Source organism: Bacillus sp. SD075 (assembly GCF_017355165.1).
Taxonomy (GTDB): domain Bacteria; phylum Bacillota; class Bacilli; order Bacillales; family DSM-1321; genus Peribacillus.
In genome coordinates, this window is record NZ_JADILK010000020.1 from 39,701 (window position 1) to 57,910 (window position 18,210).

Consider the following 18,210-nt stretch of genomic DNA (forward strand, 5'->3'; position numbering starts at 1 on the left):
TTGATCTGGATTATACTAACATTCTACCATAAGCTTTTGAAATTTAAGTCAATAGAAATCAGCATATCTGTTATTAGGGAAACCACTAGCCTATATAATTCAAGTACAGCCCCTGATCTGTATTAGAACAGCTCTTAATAAAATAATAGCAAAAATAAAATTTTTGTCGATGTTTTTCTATGGAAAAGTGAAATGCAAAACAAAAAGGAAGGGCCCACCGGCCTTCCTTTTCTTCATTTTAGTATATGGAAGTGTTATCTTTGGAAATCTTTTCGATGATTTCTTTAACCCTCGCGAGGAATCGGCCGCATACAAGTCCGTCCAAAACACGATGATCAAGTGATAAACAGAGATTGACCATATCTCGCACTGCAATCATGTCGTTTATGACCACTGGGCGTTTTACAATCGTTTCAACTTGTAAAATGGCCGCCTGTGGGTAATTAATGATTCCCATGGATTGGACAGAACCGAATGAACCAGTGTTATTAACAGTGAACGTACCACCTTGCATATCCTCTGCTTTTAACTTACCCGCCTTCACTTTGGATGCGAGTTCCTGTATCTCCCTTGCTATACCTTTGATTGATTTTTCATCGGCATTTTTAATAACCGGTACAAATAAGGCATCTTCGGTTGCAACGGCAATTGATATATTGATTTCTTTCTTTTGGATGATCTTTTCGCCTGCCCACATCGAATTGAGCTCTGGAAATTCCGTAAGGGCTTGAGCAACCGCTTTTACGAAAAAGGCAAAGTACGTTAAATTATAGCCTTCTTTTTGTTTAAAGTCGGATTTTAGATTATCACGCAACTTCACCATATTGCTTGCGTCAACTTCCACCATCGTCCAGGCATGTGGAATTTCGTGCTTACTTTTCAACATATTGGACGCAATTGCCTTTCGGATGCCGGTAACAGGTATTTCCTTGTCACCAGCCGCAGTCGTCACATTTGTTGCTGGACTGGTTTGACGATTAACTTGAGGAGCCATCGCTTCAGGAGCCGAATCGGAAATGGTGGAAGGCTCATCCGCCTTAGGAAGATTCCCTGCTTCAACAAGTTTCAATAAATCTTTACGGGTGATCCGTCCCTCATTCCCCGTTCCTTTAACTTTTGAAAGGTCGATTCCATGCTCCTGGGAAAGTTTTAACACAGCTGGCGAATAGCGAGCTTTACTTGATGGTTCGACCGCTTGCTGTACATCTCTTGTAACAGATGCATCAACATTTTCCTCACTATGTGAAACTTGCCCAGCATTTTCGTTATCCGTCTTTGCCGTTTCAACTTCAATCGAGCATATGACTTCCCCGACTGCCAATGTTTGATTCTCATCCGCTTTCAATTCCTTGATGATGCCGGTGAAGGAAGAAGGAACCTCAGCATTTACTTTATCCGTCATCACTTCAGCTAGCGGATCGTATTTCGTGACATGATCCCCAGGCTTTACAAGCCATTTACTGATGGTTCCCTCCGTGACACTTTCGCCTAGTTGAGGCATCTTCATTAATTCCATAGCCATTATTCATTCCTCCTTCTTAACAGTCATTAATACTCGGCCAATTCCCTCATAGCTTTTTCCACTTTATCAGGATTCACCATAAAATGTTTTTCCATCGTAGGCGCATATGGCATGGCAGGTACGTCAGGTCCCGCCAATCGTTTTACAGGGGCATCCAAATCAAAAAGGCAATGCTCGGCAATGATGGCCGCGACCTCACTCATGATGCTTCCTTCTTTATTATCTTCCGTAACCAGTAATACTTTCCCCGTTTTAGAAGCTGCTTCTATGATGGCATCCTTATCCAAAGGGTAGACGGTACGCAGGTCAAGAACATGTGCAGATATTCCATCTGCAGCTAATTTTTCTGCTGCTTGAAGGGCAAAGTGCACACAAAGGCCATAGGAGATGACTGTAATGTCTTCCCCTTCCCTTTTCACATCTGCCTTACCGATTGGAAGTACATAATCTTCAGTGGGTACCTCACCCTTGATCAAGCGGTATGCGCGTTTATGTTCAAAGAATAGCACTGGATCTTCATCGCGAATGGCAGCTTTAAGCAAGCCTTTTACATCATACGGAGTGGAAGGCATCACAATTTTCAAGCCCGGCTGATTGGCAAAGATTGCTTCAACCGATTGTGAATGATAAAGAGCTCCATGAATCCCTCCTCCATATGGAGCACGGATTACCATGGGACAGCTCCAGTCATTATTGGAACGGTACCTAATTTTGGCTGCTTCTGAAACTATTTGGTTAATGGCAGGCATGATGAAATCAGCAAATTGCATCTCAGCTATCGGCCGAAGCCCATACATGGCGGCTCCAATTCCAACTCCTGCAATTGCAGACTCAGCGAGAGGGGTATCGATGACCCTGGCTTCACCGAATTGGTCGTATAAACCATTAGTGGCTTTAAAGACCCCTCCTTTTTTTCCAACATCCTCTCCCAATACGAATACACGGGAATCACGTTCCATCTCTTCCCTCATTGCCATTGTCACGGCATCTATATAAGAAATCACTGGCATTCTATTACCCCCTTACTTTTGTGCATACACATGATTCATAGCACTTTCAGCCTTCGGATATGGAGCATTTTCAGCATAATCGGTTGCTTCGTTGACTATCATCATGACTTCATCATTCATTTGTTTCTCAAGGTCATCATCCATGATTCCCACTTCTTTTAAATACGCTCCAAATGTCTTAATGGAATCCTTCGTTTTGGCTTCGGCCACTTCATCCGCTGTCCGGTAGCTTCGGTCATCATCATCACTTGAATGAGGTGTGAGCCTGTATGAAACGGTTTCTATCAGTGTAGGGCCTTCTCCCCTTCGTGCACGGTCGGCTGCTTCTTTCACCGCTGCATACACGGCCAATGGATCATTGCCATCCACCGTTATTCCAGGCATCCCATAGCCAATTGCCCTGTCGGAAACATTTTCACACGATAGCTGTTTCGAAATAGGAACGGAAATCGCATATTTATTATTTTCACACATGAAAATGACCGGTAGCTTATGCACACCTGCAAAGTTGGCCCCTTCATGAAAATCGCCCTGATTGGATGAACCTTCCCCAAACGTTACGAATGTTACCAAATCCTTACCTTCCATCTTCCCTGCAAGGGCAATTCCAACAGCATGCGGGACCTGTGTCGTTACAGGTGATGAACCAGTGACGATCCTATTTTTCTTTTGACCAAAATGACCAGGCATTTGGCGTCCGCCGGAATTGGGATCTTCCTCTTTCGCGAAACCTGAAAGCATCAAGTCTTTTGCGGTCATTCCGAAGGTAAGCACCACACCTACATCCCGATAATAAGGCAGTACATAATCCTTTTGCCTATCAAGCGCAAATGATGCCCCAACCTGTGCAGCTTCTTGCCCCTGGCAGGAAATCACAAAGGGAATTTTCCCCGATCGGTTTAAAAGCCACATGCGCTCATCAATTCTGCGGGACAAAAGCATTGTCCGGTACATATCTAAAACCGTTTCCTCATTTAAGCCTAATTGTTCATGACGTTTTTCTACCATCATAAAACCTCCTGACCTTATTCTTTATGAATGAATGGCACGTCCATCGACAGCAAGGGCCGCCTCTCCGATTGCTTCAGAAAGGCTTGGGTGCGGATGAATTGTCTTCCCTATCTCCCAAGGTGTCGCATCAAGCACTTTTGCAAGTCCCGCTTCTGAAATCATATCCGTAACATGTGGGCCGATCATATGAACGCCCAGTATATCATCCGTTTTCTTATCGGCGATGATTTTGACAAAACCATCCGCTTCCCCGAAAACAAGGGCCTTACCAACTGCACGGAATGGGAATTTCCCGATTTTAAGGTCATAGCCTTCCTTGTTTGCCTGTTCTTCCGTCAAACCGACACTTGCAGCTTCAGGGCTTGAATACACACATTTTGAAATCAGCGAATAATCCAGCCGTTCCGGCTTTTGACCTGCTATATGTTCCACTGCTGTAATACCTTCATGGGAGGCAACATGAGCCAATTGCAGACCTCCGATACAATCACCGATCGCATAGATATGTGATTCCTTCGTTTGAAAGGAGTCATTGGTTTCAATAAAACCATTCTCTTTCACAATTTCGGTATTTTCAAGGCCGATCCCTTCCACATTTGCTGATCTGCCTACGGAAACCAGTATTTTTTCAGCTGTGAATTCCTCTACCGAACCTTTGACTTCAGCAGAAATGGATACTGAAACATCCGTTTTCAGGGTTTCAGGCAATACCTTGGCACTAGTAACGAATTTGACGCCCTTTTTCGTTAGGAGACGAAGCATTTCACTGGAAATATCATGATCCTCAGTCGGGATAATTCTATTTGCATATTCCAGTACTGTCACTTCCACGCCAAAGTCATTGAGCATGGAGGCCCATTCAATCCCGATAACTCCCCCGCCTACAATAATCATTGATTTTGGCAGGCTCTCAAGCTTTAGGGCTTCATCCGATGTAAGCACAAATTCACCATCAATCGTCAAACCGGGCAGTGTCCTCGGACGCGAACCGGTGGCAATGAGGACATTCTGAGGAATGAGCATTTCATTTTCACTGCCATTATTCATTTCCACGGAAATTGTTCCAGGCATCGGGGAAAATATAGATGGACCAAGTATACGTCCTAACCCTTCATAAACCGTTATCTTTCCTTGTTTCATCAAGTGCTGGACACCTTTATATAGTTGATCGACCACTTTATTCTTTCTTTCCTGCACCTTAAGGAAATCTACCTTTACATCCCCGGTAACAACACCAAATTCTTCACTTTTCACTGCAGTCTGATAAACTTCCGCACTCCTTAAAAGTGCTTTTGAAGGGATACAGCCTTTATGTAGACACGTTCCGCCGAGCTTGCCTTTCTCCACGACAGCCGTTTTCAATCCTAATTGAGCAGCCCTTATCGCTGCCACATACCCGCCTGTTCCTCCTCCGAGGATAACGAGGTCAAATTCTTCAGCCAAAACTGCTCCTCCTCACAAATACATTCTATTGTCACCATTTTTACTTGCCCTATGTTTATTACGTTATCCATGTTGAAAATTCCTGTGTTTATTTAAAAAAACACAGGAATTTATATCTTGTAAAACTACATTCATTTTCTTCCATTCAAGATATGTTTTTCATTTTGCAAGAATTGGCTCCTTGAATTCCTCATGCGGGCAATGCGCTCCTCAGCCATCCTATCCGCTGCTTTATAAGTTGGAATTTGATCACGTTTCGCAATCTCGATGACTCGTTCAATTGTATCATAAACCGTTTCCACTTTCTTAAGGGCTCTTTCCCGATTATACCCAAGAAGCTCATCGGCTACATTTATGACGCCACCTGCATTAATTACATAATCAGGAGCATATATGATACCTTTTTCATGAATTTGATCGCCATGAACAGGTTCCTTTAATTGATTATTAGCTGCACCAGCAATGACCTTCGCCCTGATTTGATTGATTGTATGATCATTTATGACAGCCCCTAACGCACATGGTGCATAGATATCACAGTCGACTCCATAAATTTCATCAGGATTCACTGCAGTCGCCCCAAAGGACTCAACCGCACGGGCCACGCTTTCTTTATTGATATCCGTAACGATCAGCTTGGCGCCCTCCTCATGAAGGTGACGGCATAAGTTGTAAGAAACATTTCCGACGCCTTGGACTGCAATTACCTTGCCTTCTAAAGAATCTGTTCCGAATGCTTCTTTTGCAGCGGCCTTCATGCCGCGATACACCCCATAAGCAGTTACAGGGGAAGGGTTACCCGAAGAACCGAATGCAGGGGAAATCCCCGTGACAAAATCCGTCTCCTCATGTATGAGGTCCATATCCTCAACCGTTGTACCTACATCTTCAGCTGTTATATAACGCCCATTCAGCCCTTGGATATACCTTCCGAATGCACGGAACATTTCTTCATTTTTATCCTTACGCGGATCGCCGATGATGACGGTTTTCCCTCCGCCTAAATTCAGGCCGGCAGCTGCGTTCTTATATGTCATTCCTCTCGAAAGCCTTAAGGCATCTTCAATGGCTTCTTCTTCAGATGCATACGTCCACATCCTTGTGCCTCCAAGCGCAGGCCCTAATGTTGTATCGTGAATGGCAATAATCGCTTTCAAACCCGATTGTTTATCCTGACAGAATAGCAGTTGCTCGTAATCATACTTCTCAAGATATTTAAAAATTTCCATAAAGGAATCCTCCCTAGATGTTTTAATACATGTCAGATATGAGGACACTGAATTGCTCCTCATTCTTCTTATTCCTACGTTCATTTTAAATGGAATCTGCTACTCACATGATATTTTCCCCATGGGGAATGGTTCCCTTGAAAAACCCATGCACCTTTAAATATGCAAATAACATGCCAATAAAATACATAATGAGAGCGTTTTTATCCAAAAAAAGGGGATGCTGGTTAATATGTTGGGCAACTATAGCCTATAACAAATTCAAAAAAATTTCATGTCAGAAGTGGAGTCTCGCTCAAATTAAAATAAATCAGAAAATTCTGCGCAGTTTTTTTCATAGTGCGCAATTATTTGCATGCAAAATTTTTCACAGTTTTAATTTTTCCATTTTGTAATATAGATTCCTAACTGAGATTCCCAGTGCTTTTGCCGTAAGTGTTTTATTGCCCTTGTGTGCATGGGACGCTTGCTGAATGATCTCGGCTTCATACTGGTCTATTATCTCCGAGAGCGGTTTCCCCGATACGTACCCAGAAGGCTTCATTAATAATTTCTCCTGTTTTACTGGAATCTCTTCGATAAAATCCGGAATATGATGGATATCAATGATCGTCTCGTTCAATTTCATGAAAATGATCGCCCGACCTAAAATATTTTCGAGTTCCCTTACATTACCTGGCCAGTTATAGATTTGCATCTTATGTATAGCTGCTGCTGTAATTCCCTCTATGCTCCGTCCATACTCTTGATTGATTTTATGAATCAAATGCTCCGCCAATTCTCTCAAATCTTCTTTTCGCTTTCTTAGTGGAGCAATGAAAATAGGCATACGGTTCAGCCTGAAATACAAGTCTTCCCTGAATGATCCGGTTGCGATGGCCTGTTCAAGATTGATATTCGTAGCGGCTATGACCCGGACATTGATGGGAACCGGTTTCGTTCCACCCACTCTAACGATTTCCTTTTCTTGTAGGACCCGAAGTAATTTAGCTTGGATGTTGGCAGGTAATTCACCAATTTCGTCCAAAAATATACTCCCATGATTTGCCTCTTCAAAAAAACCGACCTTTCCGCCCCTGCTTGCCCCTGTAAAGGCTCCTTCATCATAGCCGAACAGTTCACTTTCAAGTAATGATTCCGAGATGGCCGCACAATTTACACGTACGAATTTATTGAATTTCCTATCGCTCGCATTATGGATGGCATGTGCAAATAACTCTTTGCCCGTTCCTGATTCACCTCTTAATAAGACAGTAGCAGGTGTTTTTGCCGATAACTTCGCCTGTTCAATGGGAAGCTTCATCTCTTCGGAAGCTCCAATTATATCATCAAAGGAATATTTAGCCTGCAATGTACGAATAATCTGTCTTGCCCGATTCAATTCATGGGTCAAGGCTTGAATTTCCGATACATCATGAATGACACCAACGCTCCCTTTCAAGCACCCATCCACGATGATTGGAGCAACATTCACGATCACTTCCTTATGTTTTGGGCCGACACGCATATTGACACCCCGGACAGGCTTTTTTGTCTGAAGAACTTTCATATGCATACTTTCACCTTCGTAAATATCGATGGAAGCCGGCTTACCAATCACTTGCGTCTTTGTTAAGCCAGTGATTCTTGTATATGCCGGATTGATCAAAAGCCCCCTGCCTTGATCATCCACAACAGATATGGCTTCTTCACTGGATTGAATGATCGCCTGAAGCATCGTCTGTATCTCTTTTAAATCAGTGATCTGCTCCGCCAATTGTACAGCTTCCGTTTTATTCCTAAACACGGAAAAAGCCCCTATGATTTCCTTATCGGCATTCACCAGAGGTATCCTTGTCGTTATGAGTTCCATCCCATTGCTAAGGGTGATTTCCTGATTTACTTCTTTTTGGTTCGTTTGCATCACTCGCAGCAATCCAGTTGAAGGGATGAAATCTTTGATATGTCTGCCTATCACATCCTCGCGCTTGGTGTCAGATGCACGTTCCGCACTATCATTGAACATGATGATGAATCCTTCATGATCAATCACCACCATCCCTTCACTGGTCGTATTAAGGATTAAGTCCATTTTTGCCGAGGCATTCTCCAATTTACTTATTAAACGATTTTTCTCTTCAAACAACTTAGCCATTATGAGGGCAACACTTCCAGGAATGAGAATCGTTTGTTCACCCATATCCCTTTTTATCTTTTTATAGACAGTCGGGTCACCGGTCGTGTCGAAAATGATGTCCAAATCCCGCTCCAATCCCATGCTCCAATTGGTCACTGTAGGAATCTTCCGTTCCTTTGCAGCAAGCATCCCCTCAGCGGATTCATTCGTATCAGCCATACAAACAATGGAGAATACTTCACTTTCCGATAGGAGTTTCAATACGGTTGTCCCTCCCACTCCTCCCCCTACTATCATGACCTTTTGCATGAGCCAATCCCCCTTAAGATATAATTATCCCTTTTATTAGATCTTTCCCTGCAATTTTTTTCATACTCCACATCATTTTACCATATCGCCACCCTTAAAAAACAGCCACTAACTCCCAGTCATTATCTAGATTCCCGAAACTTGACAAATAATTTATATCCTTTATCATTTTTAAAAGACGGAATTTTCGGAAGGGATTTGACCGCATGAGACGTTTAATCGCTTTTTTGATTCTTTTTATACCCGGTGCCTTTGCTGCCTATGGCATAAAAATAATGAGGGACATGGTATTCGGTATTTTACAGCCTCCCTATCCAGCCCTTTGGCTGCAATTTTTAATCGGACTGCTCATTATGATTGGCGGAATAGCCTTCATCGCTGGCTTCGTCCTTCATCGAGATCGAAAACAAAATAAGGTCCAAAGCAGGTTCAATAAATTTTAAACGTAAAAAGAAGGTGCCATGTAACATATGGCACCTCCTTTCTTTATCTTGATTTCAATCCTTCTCTGATCCTTACGGCTGCCTCGGGAAAATCGGTTATGATGCCGCTGCACCCCAATTTGAATAACCTCTTCATCTCGGCTTCTTTATTAATGGTATATGGTCGTACAGGAACTCCCATACTCAACGATGCTTGAATTAATTCATCAGGCGCAGCCCGGATATTTGGGTGGATTGCACTTCCGCCTATTGCCTTTGCATATATCCACGGCATGTATAGACCATCCCTATAAAGCGGTGCGGTTTCCAATTCAGGTGCCAATTGATGGCAAATGACCAAACTGTAATGATTGAAAGAAGAAAGGATTATCCTTTCCTCGATTTCATAAGTACGGATGAGCCTGATGACTTTCTCTTCTAATCCTGGATACAGAAAAAGCGTATTTTTCAATTCAATATTGCAAAAAAGCTGATTATCGTAAAGCCAAATAAATAGTTCTTCAAGCGTCGGGATCTTTTCATTACCCAATTTACCCTTATAGGTTGAAGACGCATTAAGAGTTTTCAACTCCATCAAGGTCCTGTCTTTTACATACCCCGAGGCATTCGTGGTCCGATCAAGTTTTTCATCGTGAATGATGACCACTTCTCCATCTTTCGAGAGCTGGACATCCGTTTCAATTCCGTCCGCCCCGACACGGGCAGCTTCTTTGAACGCCGACATCGTATTTTCCGGATGTGTTCCCGCAGAGCCCCGATGTGCAAAGATTAAGGTCATGATGAAACGCCGCCTCTCTCAATAATTGTTATATCCCAATTTTATGAATAGAAACAGCAAATTATTTTCATCTAGATTAATCATTTAATCAAAATGCAGGTGATTATTTCCTGCAAAGAAGGTCCCTTTCGTCCATTCACTGAATTTCTTTTCCAAGTTTTCGATTTGCAAGCGAGTATCCGGAAAGCCATTTGACCAATCGTAACATCCCCCTCCCCCTTTTGAGTCAAGCATACCCATGATTTTGGACTGCTTTTTCAACCAAAACAAAAACGCCTTTTATTTATGGGATTTCCTGAAAAATCCAATAAATAAAAGGCGTTTAATTTTTTTACCGGTAGCGTAAAAAATTTTGAAGTTGCCGATTAGAAAAAATCACGAAGCAACTTCTTCCTGTCCTTTACTCCAGACGGAGATTTCCTATTTATATTTAGCGGCTCTAGCCTTTATATGGTCAATTGTTAACCTGAATCTTAACAACCGGTGTTCCCCCTACCCCTGTCAAGAAGCTTTATGTTCGAGACGCAGCTTATCGGCAACCATGGCAATGAATTCGGAATTTGTGGGTTTTGCCTTAGTCATGCTTACGGTATATCCGAAAAGAGATGAAATGGATTCGATATTTCCACGGCTCCAGGCCACTTCAATCGCATGCCGGATAGCACGTTCAACACGGCTGGCCGTAGTATTGTATTTTTTTGCGATATCCGGATATAAAACTTTGGTGATAGAACCCAATAGTTCGATATCATTATATACCATGGATATGGCTTCCCTTAAATACAAATAGCCCTTGATATGTGCTGGCACTCCAATCTCGTGAATGATGCTTGTAATGCTGGCATCGAGGTTCTTCGGCTTGGATTCATTTTGGGGACGATAGCTAAATTGGCTATGATTTTTTAAAACCGCCTGTCCTTTACCGCTTACCTGACGTATGTGATTGGCCAGGTTTTCCATATCAAATGGTTTCAGGATAAAGTATGACGCGCCCAAATCAACCGCTTTTTTCGTTACATCTTCTTGACCAAAGGCAGTAAGCATAATCACATTAGGCATAGCACCCCGTTTTACTTCACGAAGTTTTTCAAGTACACCTAACCCATCTAAATGAGGCATGATAATATCGAGGATCAATATATCCGGATCAACGCTTTCAAGCATAGCCAAGCAATCTTGTCCGTTATGTGCCACCCCAATTACTTCCATGTCTTCCTGTGCAGAAATGTATTCTTCCAGAAGGCCAACAAGTTCTCTATTATCATCTACAACGCACACCTTAATTTTTTTCACGCTTGATTTCCTCCTCAACTACAATTGGTCTTTTTTTCTATATGACTAAATTCTATTGTAATTGAACTTTTCGACAATGGAAACTAAATTCCTTTTATTTTTGAAAAAATATAAGGAATTCAATATTATTCTCCGGATATCTCTTGTTTTCGACTTCGTTTGCTATTCGAAAAAACCGTTTGTCGAAAAATCTTCATATCGTTTTCATTTTATCACATCGTTTCAAAAAAACCTCTATTTTTTGAAGAAATCAAATTTATAATTCCTATCCAAACCTATAACTAATCATAATTTTCCATTAAAAAGGGGTATCCAAAAAGGATACCCGGATTCTCTTAGCTTGCCTTTTCATAATTATCTTTGTCGTATATATTTATACCGGCTTCGTTTAACATCCATTCGATATGGACTCCATACCCACTTGTAGGATCATTAACGAATACATGGGTGACTGCACCGATTAATTTCCCATTTTGTATGATAGGGCTGCCGCTCATACCTTGAACGATCCCACCCGTTTTTTGAAGCAATTCTTTATCCGTCACTTTTAAGACCATTCCTTTAATTGCAGGAAACTTCTGTGGTATGGAACTGACGATTTCGACATCGAATTCCTCCACTTCAGAACCATCCACCACTGTAAGGATTTTTGCTGGTCCTTCCTTTACCTCATGGGAAAGGGTGATGGGGAGTGGCTTTTCGTTAATTCCATTTTTAAAATCCTGATTTAATTTTCCGAAAATCCCAAAGGGGCTATTGCGATTGATATTTCCAATTTTTTCTTTATTGGAAGAAAAGCGTGCCAATTTTTCTCCCGGATCACCGTTGCTTCCCTTTTCGATGGATGTGACCGTCGATTGAACAATCTGTCCGTCCTTAACAACAATCGGCTTTTTTGTATCCATATCGGATATGACATGTCCCAATGCCCCATATTTTTTCGAATCCGGGTGATAAAACGTCATCGTTCCGATGCCAGCTGCCGAATCACGGATATACAAACCTAATTTGTAAGTTCCTTCATTCTTATCTTTTAGAGGTAATAGGGTACTATGAAGCACTTCATTATCACGGTTGATGACAAGATTCAACGCCTCACCCTTTTCGCCTGCCTGCTGAACAAAAGGGGTTACATCCCCCATCTTCTTTATCGTCTGACCATTGATTTCTGTAATAATATCACCGATTTCAATTTTCGCTTTTTCTCCCGGTGATTTTTTCCCCTGCGCAGTATCAATAAGATGATGACCTACTACGAGAACCCCCAGAGTATTAAGCTTTACTCCAATGGATTGGCCTCCAGGCATGACTTTAAAGTCTTTTAACACCCTGATGTCGACCTTTTTGGCAGGTAAGCCTGCTACATCGAGTAACACTTCATTCGTACCTGGTTTCTCAGCACCAAGCGTAATCGAAGCTTGTTCATCATGAAGCGAAATTCCATCACTGGAACCCGAAGTTTTTGCAGAAACAGGCAATGATTTGGAAATACTATATTGACTTCCTTCAAATAGTACAAGATGATTTGGAATTAAAAAATATTCACGAGATGGCTGGTATAACCCTAATGTTAATAGCGAAACAAGGAGAATTCCACCGATGATCCTGTTTATCCATACAAATTTCAATCCATTCACTCTCCTCGCTCTCTGAAACTTTATGGCTACACCTTTAATTTAGCCCTCATGACAGTCATTTATAACAGGTGCAAAAAATAAAAGCTATCCGTTTTTGGATAGCTTTACAATGAATGCTTATGATAAGTTTGAATTATCTTCTTACCGGCACATCAAGATGTAATCTTCAGCCTTTTGGCCAGCTGGATTAATTCATTGGCATGCTGCTTCGTCAAATCCGTTATCTCTACTCCTGAAATCATCCTGCCAATTTCTTTTACTTTTTCAGTTTCAATTAGCGGCTTGACCGAGGTATTCGTGCGTCCGGCCCTTACATTTTTCGCTATGAATAGGTGAGTATCCGCCATAGCTGCCACCTGCGGCAAATGGGATATGCACAGTACCTGTGATCCAGTTGCCACTTTATAGATCTTTTCGGCAATGGATTGGGCAACCCGTCCGCTCACACCTGTGTCCACTTCATCAAATATAATGGACGTTATGCCTTGGTGCTTGGAGAAAATGCTTTTCAAAGCCAGCATGATCCTCGACAGTTCTCCACCTGATGCAATTTTAGAAAGAGGTTTTAACGGTTCACCTGGATTGGTGGAAATATAAAATTCCATTGAATCCAGCCCTGACTGATTAATGCCTCTATCTGACAATTCATCGAAAGTATAGGCCGTTTGAAGGAAATGCGGTTCGAAAATTGTCTTTTCCATGTATAAATCTTTTAATTCCTGATGAATCTTTTTGGTTAACTGCTGAGCGAATTTCTGGCGAAGTTCAGAAAGATTCTTTGCTTCGACTATCAAATCAGCCTTGATGGATTTCATTTCCTTTTCAAGCTTCGCTATATGGGTTTCCCTATTTTGCAGTTTTTCGACCTCTTCTTCTATAGCGGCTCCATATTCCAGGATTTCCTCGATGGTCCGTCCGTATTTACGCTTTAATTGATTTATTTCATTAAGGCGACTTTCAATGAATTCCACACGTTCTGTATCATAATCCAAAGAGTCTAATTGGTCTCGGATGTTCGATACGGCCTCTTCAAGCAGGAAGTAGCTATTTGAAACGGTTTCAGAGCTGTTCTTTAAACCTTCATCAAGACCTGCCGCTTCTTCCAAATTATTCATGGCTACGGAAAGCCAATCAATTGCATGTTGTTCACCATTTAAAGCATTATAACTGGTTTGCAGCGCTTCATGGATTTTTTCAAAATTATTGATTTTCTTCCGTTCTTCCATCAATTCTTCATCTTCGCGTAATTTCAAATCGGCTGTTTGGATTTCCTCGAATTGAAATTGGATCAAATCAAGGCGGTGTACCATTTGCTGTTCATTTTGGCTTAAACCATTCAATTGTTTAGAAGCGGTTTCATAACGTTTATATAGTTTTTGGTATTCAGTGAGTGCAGATGCGATTTTTTCACCGCCAAATTGATCCAGTAGTGGAAGATGGAGTCGTTCATCCATTAATTCCTGATGTTCATGCTGACCATGGATATCAATCAATGTCCGTCCTATCTCACGTAAAGTGGAAATCGTTACAAGCTTTCCATTTACCCTGCAAACACTTTTGCCGCTCTGTGAGATGTCCCTTCGAAGTATCGCCATCCCATCATTCATATCCAGGCCAAACTCTTCGGCTTTGGCAAAGACCGGGTGTTTTTCATCTTCAATTTGGAATAATCCTTCTATTTCGGCCTTAGACTCACCATGCCGAATGAACTCAGCAGAACCACGACCCCCAACCAAAAGATGAACGGCATCTATTATGATTGACTTCCCTGCACCTGTTTCTCCGGTCAAGACCGTCAAGCCTTTCTCAAATGAAACGGACAGGCTGTCTATGATCGCAAAATTCCTAATCGATAGTTCTGTTAACAAACTAGGTCACCTCACAAAATTATTAGAGCATGTCCAAGAATTTGCCGGAAATGATCTTTGCATCTTCCTCAGAGCGGCAGATAATTAAACAAGTATCATCGCCACCGATCGTCCCGAGTATTTCTTGCCAATTTAAATTATCGATCAATGCACAGATTGCTTGCGCATTACCTGGGAGCATCTTCATAACCAGTAAATTGTTGGCTGAGTCAATGCGTACAAATGCATCGACAAGGATTCTCTTTAATTTTTGAAGTGGATTGAAACGTTGGTCGGCCGGCAGACTGTATTTGTACCTTCCATCCGTTAAAGGAACTTTTACAAGGTGAAGTTCTTTAATATCCCTTGAAACAGTGGCTTGAGTTACATTGTATCCAGCTAATTTCAATTCTTCAACTAACTCATCCTGGGTTTCGATATCATTATTCGTTATAATGTCCCTTATTTTTATATGTCGTTGTCCTTTATTCATAAGTAGAAGCACCTCTTCTCGACTGTTGCTCATTTAATGTATCACTTTCATTTCTTACTTAAGCAAACTCCCCCAATATGGGCTTGCTTCGATATCATCAGTACGTGCAAATAGGCCGCTTTAGGAAGTGGCTAATATTAATGTTATCGGATTTTTATGCAATTGTACAACTTTTTCTCTAAAATGAATACAAGTCTATTTTTTGTACTTACCTATTTTATGTATCCACCTATAAATGATTCAAGTGCATGACGCACCATGTATAGGTAAAAAGCTCCTTTAGCCAACCATTCAGCCAAAGGAGCCCATACAAAGTTCTAGCTATTCTTTTTTAAATTGGGCATGGGCTTCTCCAACGATGTCATCAACCGTTTTCGAAAGCAACATCGCTCCATCTTCCTTCGACCCTTGCCAGTGTAAATGAAGTAAGAATTCTATATTTCCATCACCGCCGGTAATCGGTGAGAAGGAGGCATCCTTAATATCATAGCCTTCCTTTATAGAAAAAGAAATGATTTTATCCAACACTTGTTTATGGATTTTGGGATCACGAACAATCCCCTTTTTACCCACTTGATCCTTCCCCGCTTCGAATTGCGGTTTAACTAAAGCAACGACATCACTATTCGGGACGAGCAAGGTCTTTAGCACCGGTAAAATTAACGTAAGCGAGATGAAAGAAACATCAATGCTTGCAAAGTTTGGCATCTCCCCATCTAGATCGGCGGGTGTAACATAACGGAAATTGGTCCGCTCCATTACTTTAACCCGATCATCCTGCCTAAGCTTCCAGGCAAGTTGATTATAACCCACATCAAGCGCATAAGACATTGTGGCGCCATTTTGCAAAGCACAATCCGTGAACCCACCAGTTGATGAACCGATATCAAGCAGTATTTTTCCATTCACTTGTAAATCGAATTCCCTTAATGCCTTCTCAAGCTTAAGACCGCCTCTTGAAACGTAAGGCATGACTTTTCCTTTGATCGTAAATTCGAGATCGACCGGCACTTTTTCCCCCGGTTTTTCGTATCGCTCTTCATTCGCGTAGACAAGGCCTGCCATAACCATACGCTTCGCTTTTTCACGTGTATCGGCCAAGCCTTGTTCTACAAGTAATACATCTACTCTTTCTTTCATCACTTTCATATTGTCAGGCCCTTTTTTCTTTTTTGGGTGTTATCATTTTAATTTTTTTGATGGCTGTCTCAGTCGTTAAACCGATTTCTTCAAGAAGTTCATCCACACTTCCATGTTCAATGAAATAATCAGGTATTCCCATTCGATCTATAATTGCCCCATAAAACCCTTGATCATGAGCATATTCAAGTACAGAACTACCAAAACCACCTTGAAGAACCGCTTCCTCTATTGTCAAGATAGGCATTTTTTCTCCAAGGAGACTGCTTAGCATGTTCTCATCCAAAGGCTTAATGAAACGGGCATTGATCACCTTGACTGAATAATCCTCTTTCCCCAGAAGTTCTGCAGCTTCAAGAGCCATGGGAATCGTTGTACCGAACGTTAAGATGGCCGCATCCGTCCCTTCTTTAAGAACTTCCCACGAACCGATTGGAATCTGCTGTAATTCGGTATCCATCACAACTCCCCAACCATTCCCGCGAGGGAAACGCATAGCAATCGGACCATCATTATAGTTTAGGGCCGTATTGACCATATGCTGACCTTCGTTTTCATCCTTCGGCATCATCAACACCATATTCGGTACATGGCGTAAGAAAGCAATATCGAAAACGCCTTGATGCGTTTCACCATCTGAACCAACCAATCCGGCACGATCGATCCCTATGAATACATTCAAATTCTGACGGCAGATATCATGCACCACCTGGTCATAAGCCCTTTGCAGGAAGGTTGAATAAATAGCCAGAAAAGGTTTCATTTTTTGCGTTGCCAATCCTGCTGCAAAAGTTGCAGCATGCTGCTCGGCGATCCCTACATCATAGAAACGCTCCGGGAACTCCCGAGAAAAGCCCACCAATTTCGAACCTACGGGCATTGCAGGTGTAATCGCGACAATCCGCTCATCTTCACGGGCTAGCCTGCTTACAGTATCGCTTACAAGAGCGCTCCAAGCAGGACCTTTACTAGGTGATTTCACGAAATCACCTGTCTCGATCTTGTATGGGCCTGTCCCATGCCAGTTTCCAGTTGTATCCAACTCGGCAGGTGAATACCCCTTGCCTTTTTTCGTGATGACATGCAGCAGTACAGGTCCCTTCGTTTTCTTGGCATATCTTAAATTCTCCAGCAATTCCTCATAATTATGACCATCCACTGGCCCTAGATATGTGAAACCGAGCTCTTCGAAAAAGATTCCTGAGACCAATAAGTACTTCATGCTATCCTTCAAGCGTTCAGCTGTAGCCGCAAGTTTACCACCGACTGCAGGAATTTTTTTCAGAAGCTGCTCCAATTCATCTTTTGCCCAGTTGTATTTACCTGCTGTCCGCAATCTTCCCAATATCGTGTGTAATGCACCTACGTTAGGGGCTATGGACATTTCATTATCATTCAGGATAACGATCATATCCTTTTTTTCATCGCCGATATGATTCAATGCTTCAAGAGCCATTCCGCCAGTTAGGGCACCGTCCCCGATTACAGGTAAAATAAAACTGCTTTCACCTTTGATATCACGGGCAGCCGCCATTCCCATTGCAGCTGAAAGGGAAGTCGAACTATGACCGGTTTCCCAAACATCATGGGGGCTTTCAATCATTTTAGGAAAACCGCAAAGACCTTTATATTTCTTTAAGGTGTCGAACTCTCCTGCTCTGCCAGTCAGGATTTTATGGACATAGGATTGATGTCCGACATCCCATAAAATTTTATCATTCGGACTGTCGAATTCTTTATGCAAGGCTATAGTCAATTCAACGACACCTAAATTGGGACCAATATGCCCGCCTGTCACCGATAATTTTTCCACAAGGAATTTACGTACTTCCACACTTAACTCGACTAGTTCTTCATTATTCATCTTCTTCAAAAAAGAAGGGTCTTTTATAGATAGAAGATCCAAACAGGACCACTCACTTTCTGTCATTTTCGGTTG

The 18,210-nt window shown here is 42.0% G+C and carries 15 protein-coding genes; 1 reads left to right on the top strand and 14 read right to left on the bottom strand.

All coding sequences use genetic code 11. The features are described from left to right. Positions 1–238 precede the first annotated feature (238 nt). The 6 genes from IOC57_RS14765 to IOC57_RS14790 all read right to left on the bottom strand — a co-directional run bounded on the left by IOC57_RS14765 (position 239) and on the right by IOC57_RS14790 (position 8,640). The gene (locus IOC57_RS14765) at positions 239–1,522 is read right to left on the bottom strand and encodes a dihydrolipoamide acetyltransferase family protein (protein ID WP_207439442.1); all 1,284 of its coding nucleotides are present in this window, start codon (positions 1,520–1,522) and stop codon (positions 239–241) included. Between the two features lie 26 nt (positions 1,523–1,548). Further along, a complete protein-coding gene (locus IOC57_RS14770; protein ID WP_063233107.1) occupies positions 1,549–2,532 on the bottom strand; it encodes an alpha-ketoacid dehydrogenase subunit beta in 984 nt (327 codons plus the stop codon). A 12-nt stretch (positions 2,533–2,544) separates the two neighbouring features. Further along, the gene (locus IOC57_RS14775; protein ID WP_207439443.1) at positions 2,545–3,540 is read right to left on the bottom strand and encodes a thiamine pyrophosphate-dependent dehydrogenase E1 component subunit alpha; all 996 of its coding nucleotides are present in this window, start codon (positions 3,538–3,540) and stop codon (positions 2,545–2,547) included. 24 nt (positions 3,541–3,564) lie between these two features. Further along, a complete protein-coding gene (lpdA, locus tag IOC57_RS14780) occupies positions 3,565–4,986 on the bottom strand; it encodes a dihydrolipoyl dehydrogenase (RefSeq protein ID WP_207439444.1) in 1,422 nt (473 codons plus the stop codon). Positions 4,987–5,117: 131 nt separating this feature from the next. Continuing rightward, positions 5,118–6,215 carry a branched-chain amino acid dehydrogenase gene (gene bcd / locus IOC57_RS14785; protein ID WP_063233104.1) on the bottom strand — a complete coding sequence of 366 codons (1,098 nt, stop codon included), beginning with the start codon at positions 6,213–6,215 and terminating at the stop codon, positions 5,118–5,120. A gap of 367 nt (positions 6,216–6,582) precedes the next feature. Then, entirely contained in the window at positions 6,583–8,640 is a 2,058-nt protein-coding gene (locus tag IOC57_RS14790; protein WP_207439445.1) for a sigma-54 interaction domain-containing protein, read from the bottom strand. A 206-nt stretch (positions 8,641–8,846) separates the two neighbouring features. Here IOC57_RS14790 and IOC57_RS14795 point away from each other — a divergent pair, with 206 nt between their 5' ends. Then, positions 8,847–9,083, top strand: coding sequence for a DUF2627 domain-containing protein (locus tag IOC57_RS14795; protein ID WP_207439446.1), 237 nt, complete (start codon positions 8,847–8,849; stop codon positions 9,081–9,083). A 43-nt stretch (positions 9,084–9,126) separates the two neighbouring features. Here the strand turns inward: IOC57_RS14795 and IOC57_RS14800 are convergent, their stop codons facing one another. The 8 genes from IOC57_RS14800 to dxs all read right to left on the bottom strand — a co-directional run bounded on the left by IOC57_RS14800 (position 9,127) and on the right by dxs (position 18,177). Continuing rightward, positions 9,127–9,861 (bottom strand): glycerophosphodiester phosphodiesterase, encoded by a 735-nt coding sequence (locus IOC57_RS14800; protein ID WP_207439447.1) that lies wholly within the window; start codon positions 9,859–9,861, stop codon positions 9,127–9,129. A gap of 84 nt (positions 9,862–9,945) precedes the next feature. Next, positions 9,946–10,101, bottom strand: coding sequence for a hypothetical protein (locus IOC57_RS14805; RefSeq protein WP_207439448.1), 156 nt, complete (start codon positions 10,099–10,101; stop codon positions 9,946–9,948). Between the two features lie 261 nt (positions 10,102–10,362). Further along, positions 10,363–11,154 (bottom strand): sporulation transcription factor Spo0A, encoded by a 792-nt coding sequence (spo0A, locus tag IOC57_RS14810; protein ID WP_207439449.1) that lies wholly within the window; start codon positions 11,152–11,154, stop codon positions 10,363–10,365. A gap of 335 nt (positions 11,155–11,489) precedes the next feature. Next, entirely contained in the window at positions 11,490–12,782 is a 1,293-nt protein-coding gene (spoIVB, locus tag IOC57_RS14815; protein ID WP_063233098.1) for a SpoIVB peptidase, read from the bottom strand. Positions 12,783–12,943: 161 nt separating this feature from the next. Further along, positions 12,944–14,659, bottom strand: a complete 1,716-nt coding sequence (gene recN / locus IOC57_RS14820) for a DNA repair protein RecN (protein WP_207439450.1) — start codon at positions 14,657–14,659, stop codon at positions 12,944–12,946. Positions 14,660–14,681: 22 nt separating this feature from the next. Then, positions 14,682–15,131, bottom strand: a complete 450-nt coding sequence (gene ahrC / locus IOC57_RS14825; protein ID WP_034308279.1) for a transcriptional regulator AhrC/ArgR — start codon at positions 15,129–15,131, stop codon at positions 14,682–14,684. Between the two features lie 321 nt (positions 15,132–15,452). Then, entirely contained in the window at positions 15,453–16,280 is an 828-nt protein-coding gene (locus tag IOC57_RS14830; protein WP_207439451.1) for a TlyA family RNA methyltransferase, read from the bottom strand. Positions 16,281–16,284: 4 nt separating this feature from the next. Further along, positions 16,285–18,177 carry a 1-deoxy-D-xylulose-5-phosphate synthase gene (dxs, locus tag IOC57_RS14835; protein ID WP_207439452.1) on the bottom strand — a complete coding sequence of 631 codons (1,893 nt, stop codon included), beginning with the start codon at positions 18,175–18,177 and terminating at the stop codon, positions 16,285–16,287. Between the last annotated feature and the right edge of the window lie 33 nt (positions 18,178–18,210).

Coding starts and splice junctions, on each gene's coding strand:
- IOC57_RS14775 (WP_207439443.1), bottom strand. CDS start 3,540: ATGGTAGAAAAACGTCATGAACAATTAGGCTTAAATGAGGAAACGGTT.
- IOC57_RS14805 (WP_207439448.1), bottom strand. CDS start 10,101: ATGGGTATGCTTGACTCAAAAGGGGGAGGGGGATGTTACGATTGGTCA.
- bcd (WP_063233104.1), bottom strand. CDS start 6,215: ATGGAAATTTTTAAATATCTTGAGAAGTATGATTACGAGCAACTGCTA.
- IOC57_RS14800 (WP_207439447.1), bottom strand. CDS start 9,861: ATGACCTTAATCTTTGCACATCGGGGCTCTGCGGGAACACATCCGGAA.
- IOC57_RS14770 (WP_063233107.1), bottom strand. CDS start 2,532: ATGCCAGTGATTTCTTATATAGATGCCGTGACAATGGCAATGAGGGAA.
- IOC57_RS14830 (WP_207439451.1), bottom strand. CDS start 16,280: ATGAAAGTGATGAAAGAAAGAGTAGATGTATTACTTGTAGAACAAGGC.
- ahrC (WP_034308279.1), bottom strand. CDS start 15,131: ATGAATAAAGGACAACGACATATAAAAATAAGGGACATTATAACGAAT.
- IOC57_RS14790 (WP_207439445.1), bottom strand. CDS start 8,640: ATGCAAAAGGTCATGATAGTAGGGGGAGGAGTGGGAGGGACAACCGTA.
- IOC57_RS14795 (WP_207439446.1), top strand. CDS start 8,847: ATGAGACGTTTAATCGCTTTTTTGATTCTTTTTATACCCGGTGCCTTT.
- IOC57_RS14765 (WP_207439442.1), bottom strand. CDS start 1,522: ATGGCTATGGAATTAATGAAGATGCCTCAACTAGGCGAAAGTGTCACG.